This window comes from Streptosporangium minutum (assembly GCF_002149035.1).
GTDB classification, from domain to species: domain Bacteria; phylum Actinomycetota; class Actinomycetes; order Streptosporangiales; family Streptosporangiaceae; genus Streptosporangium; species Streptosporangium minutum.
The window spans coordinates 1-3,714 of the sequence record NZ_NGFP01000426.1; the positions used below are offsets into that span (position 1 = coordinate 1).

General features: G+C 69.6%; 3 protein-coding genes. 1 reads left to right on the forward strand and 2 read right to left on the reverse strand.

Annotation, left to right across the window (positions count from 1 at the left end; translation table 11 throughout):
• Together CA984_RS43040 and CA984_RS43045 are read right to left on the reverse strand one after the other, a co-directional pair.
• Nucleotides 1–895 (reverse strand): serine/threonine-protein kinase (locus CA984_RS43040; RefSeq protein ID WP_207621265.1); only part of this gene is annotated, 895 nt, incomplete at its 3' end.
• A gap of 272 nt (nt 896–1,167) precedes the next feature.
• Complete coding sequence (locus CA984_RS43045) at nt 1,168–2,439, reverse strand: glycosyltransferase family 4 protein (protein WP_242676491.1); 1,272 nt, start codon at nt 2,437–2,439, stop codon at nt 1,168–1,170.
• 213 nt (nt 2,440–2,652) lie between these two features.
• Here CA984_RS43045 and CA984_RS43050 point away from each other — a divergent pair, with 213 nt between their 5' ends.
• Nucleotides 2,653–3,237 carry a TetR/AcrR family transcriptional regulator gene (locus CA984_RS43050; protein WP_086579039.1) on the forward strand — a complete coding sequence of 195 codons (585 nt, stop codon included), beginning with the start codon at nt 2,653–2,655 and terminating at the stop codon, nt 3,235–3,237.
• Nucleotides 3,238–3,714: the final 477 nt, after the last annotated feature.

Sequence of the window (3,714 nt, forward strand, 5' to 3'; positions counted from 1 at the left end):
GAGCGGTGAAGGCGGGGGGAGCGGCGGAGGGAGCCGGACGCGGGGCGGCCGGCCGGGACGCCTGGGCGGCACGGTCCAGACGGAGGTCGGTGAGGGCGTCCCGCAGTGCCGCCACGGAGGGGGTGCGCCGAGCCGGGTCGGTGGCCATGGCCTGCCGGAGCACCTCGGTGAGCTCCGCCGGCACATCCGGGATCTCGGGGACGGGCAGGCGGTGCAGGGCCATGATGACGGCGATGTTGGCCACGCCGCTCTCGGGGAAGCGCGGCGGGCGGCCCGACAGCAGCGCGTAGAGCGTGGCGGCGAGGGAGTAGACGTCCCCGGCGGCGGTGGGCTCGGTCAGCTCGAACGCCTCGGGCGGGGCGTAGGCGGGGGTGAGCGACTCGCGCGTCACCGAGACCTCGCCGCCCGCGGACGGCATGGTGGCCAGGCCGAAGTCGGAGAGCACGACGTTGCCGTACCGGTTGATCAGGATGTTGGCGGGCTTGATGTCGCGGTGCAGCACCCCTGCGGCGTGCGCGGCGGACAACGCGTCCGCGATCCGGACGCCGATGTCGGCCACCTCGGCCGGGGCCAGCCGCCCCTCGGCCCGCATCCGGTCCAGCAGCGACCCGCCCGGGCACAGTTCCAGCACCATGTACGGCCGGCCGTCGGGCAGCACCCCGGCGTCATAGACGTGGGCGACGTGCGGGTGTCCGGAGAGCGCTCCCGCCGAGGTGACCTCGCGCATGAAGCGGCGCCTGTCCCGCTCCGAGACCAGCACCCGGTTGTCGACCTTGAGCGCGACCTCGCGCTCCACCGCCAACTGCCTGGCTCGGTAGACGATTCCGAAACCGCCCTGCCCGAGCACGCCGGACACCTCGTAGCCCGGCACCGTCACGGCACCTGCTTCGGCCACCCGCCACCTCCTGGAGAGATCGGCAGATTACCGGACTTATGACGACGAAGGTCGCCGCTTCCGGGCGTTCCACGGGCGGAGGTGATCCGCCCGGCCGGTAGGGCGATCCACGCACCTGCCCGGCGGGCCCGCCCCGCGTGGCTCTCCCGGTGACGGCGGTCTCCCGGTGACGCCGTTTCTTCCGGCGGGTGCGGTCCTTCCGGTGACGCTGGTCCTTCCGGTGCCCGCGGCCCTTCCGGTACCCGCGGTCCTTCTGGTGACAGCGGGCTGGATCACCGGACTTCAGGCGGAGGCGGCGCGTCACCGGCGAGATCGGCCAGCAGGGCGTCCCACTGCGCGCCCACGGCGTCGAGGTCGTAGCGGGCGGCCGTGCGCACCGCGTTGCCGCCCAGCGTGCCGCGCAACCGCCGGTCCTCGATCAGGCGGCAGACGGCCTCGGCCAGATCCTGCGCCTTCTTGGTACGCACGAGCAGCCCGTCGTGCTCATCGGTGATGATCTCCCTGGGGCCGTGCGGGCAGTCGAAGCTCACCACGGGCACGCCCTTGCTCATCGCCTCCAGGATCGTCATGCCGAACCCCTCGTAGCGCGAGCTGACGACGTAGATCGACGACTTGGCCAGCTCGACCCCGATCTCCGGAGAGCTGCCCATCAGGAACACCCGGTCCGCCAGGCCCGCGTCCTCGATCCTGGCGCGGAGCTTCGTCTCGGCCTTCGCCGTACCGCCGCCGTAGATGCGCAGCACCCAGTCCGGATGCGCCGCCGCGACGTGTTCCCACGCCCTGACCAGCCGGTCGAAGCCCTTGGCGTGCACCAGCCTGCCGATGGCGATGACGACCTTCTCCTCCAGGGGAGAGATGTCACCGGCCAGGTGGGGCAGGGCGTTGGGGATGCGCAGCAGCCGTCCCGGCGGATCGGCCCGCAGCGTCTTGGCGTACTGGCGCAGGTCGGCGTCGGTGAGGGTGACGAAGGCGTCCAGCCTGCCGTATCGCCTCTTGATGAGCCGCCGGATCTCGGGGGAGTGGACGTCCAGGGCCACGTGCTCCTGGCCGACCGTAAGAACCCCCGGAGGCGCGAACAGCGCGGTGATCAGGTTGAACCCGGGCCGGGTGGAGATCACCACGCCGGTGCGCATGGACCGCAGGAAGGCGACCAGGCGCAGGTCGGTCCAGAGGGTGAGCGCGTGGTAGACGTTCTCCTGCTCCGGGATCAGCAGGCTCGGAAAGCGTGACAGCAGCCGGGCGATCCAGCCCCGGGGCGCGGTCCTGTCATCCAGGAACGACACCCGCACGCCGGGCGGCATCGGGAAGAAGGGCTCCTGCGCCGCCCGGACCATGCTGACGATCTCCACATCGCGCTCCCGTGCCAGGTACGCGGCGAGGTTGAGCACGGTCCGGATGGTCCCGCCCATCCCGTAGGCGTGCTGCAGCAGGATGCGGACCGTTCCCGTGTCCGGCGCGGGCGCACGCCGCGCCCGTCTCCGGTTGAGCCCCCGCAGCAGCCACAGCGCCCCGCGCCTGACCGTCCCGCGCATCTTCTCCGACAATTGAGAGCCCCCTTCTCAACTGGTCCCGCCCCCGTGTGGCACGTTCCCGGACGGAGGTCTCTCCCTGCCCGGAAGCGTGCTGGATATGCGTAAGCCCCTTTTTCAGGGACTTTCCGTCTCCGCTCCCGCGCTGCTTCCGCCACTCCGCCGGAGCGGTGATCCGCCTTCGGATCTCTCACGCCTATGCTGTTTCCCTCTGAGAGGGGAAGAGCGGTGAGCGGACGGGATCCCGACAGGCGGCGGGCGTTGCTGGACGCCGCGGACCGGGTGATCCGGCGGGAGGGGCCGGAGGCGTCGATGGCCTCGATCGCGGCCGAGGCGGGGATCACCAAACCCATCCTCTACCGGCACTTCGGCGACAAGAGCGGGCTCTACCAGGCTCTCGCCAACCGGCACGTCCGTATCGTGGTGGGCCTGCTGCGCCCGGAGTTCGACCGGGACAGGACGGACCTGCGCAGTCGTGCCCGGTCGACCATCACCGCCTATCTCGACATGATCGCCGCGAACCTCAACCTCTACCGTTTCCTGTTCCACCGGGCCGGCGCCGAGGACAGCCGGACTCACTCCCAGATGACCGCGATAGTGCGCAGCCTCGGCGAGGAGCTCGGCGCGGTGATCGCCGCGGAGTCCGCGGTCCCCGATCCGGTCCGCGCCCAGGTGCTGGGGCACGCCTTCGTCGGCATGGTGCAGGCCACCGGCGACTGGTGGCTGGAGCACCCCGAGGTGGACCGGGCAGAGGTCGTCGAGGGACTGGTCAGCGTGATCGTCGCGACGATGTCCGCCACACTGCCCCGCTGACCGGCCGTCAGTCCCGGTCGACACGATCGATTTGACGAGGTGGGCCGGGGTCCATAAAGTTCACCAGGCCTGAGGGAGTCGGCGGCAGCGCCAAGATCTCAGGAACCCTCTCTGATCACATCCACTCATTGAGATCATTGTGTCTCGATGGGGTCCGATTCGACACGAACCGGACAATGGAGTAAGTTAGAAGGGTTGCTCCGGAGACGGGGCGGTCGGAATTCCGGTAAGACCAGCTAGATCAAGTCAAGTGGCTCCGAACGGGCCGGTTTGACACGAAAAAGCGGGCCTGAAAGAATAAAGACACAACGGAACGAACGAAACGCACCGGACGCCGGGCCAGTTGGCCGGGAAGATGGAGAACGCGTCCGTTGCTTGAGAACTCAACAGTGTGTTAAAAGCCAGTGCATGAAGCACAACCCCGTCCAACCCGCCTTCGGTGGGGGACGGATTCCTTTGGTTGATACATCCGACGCG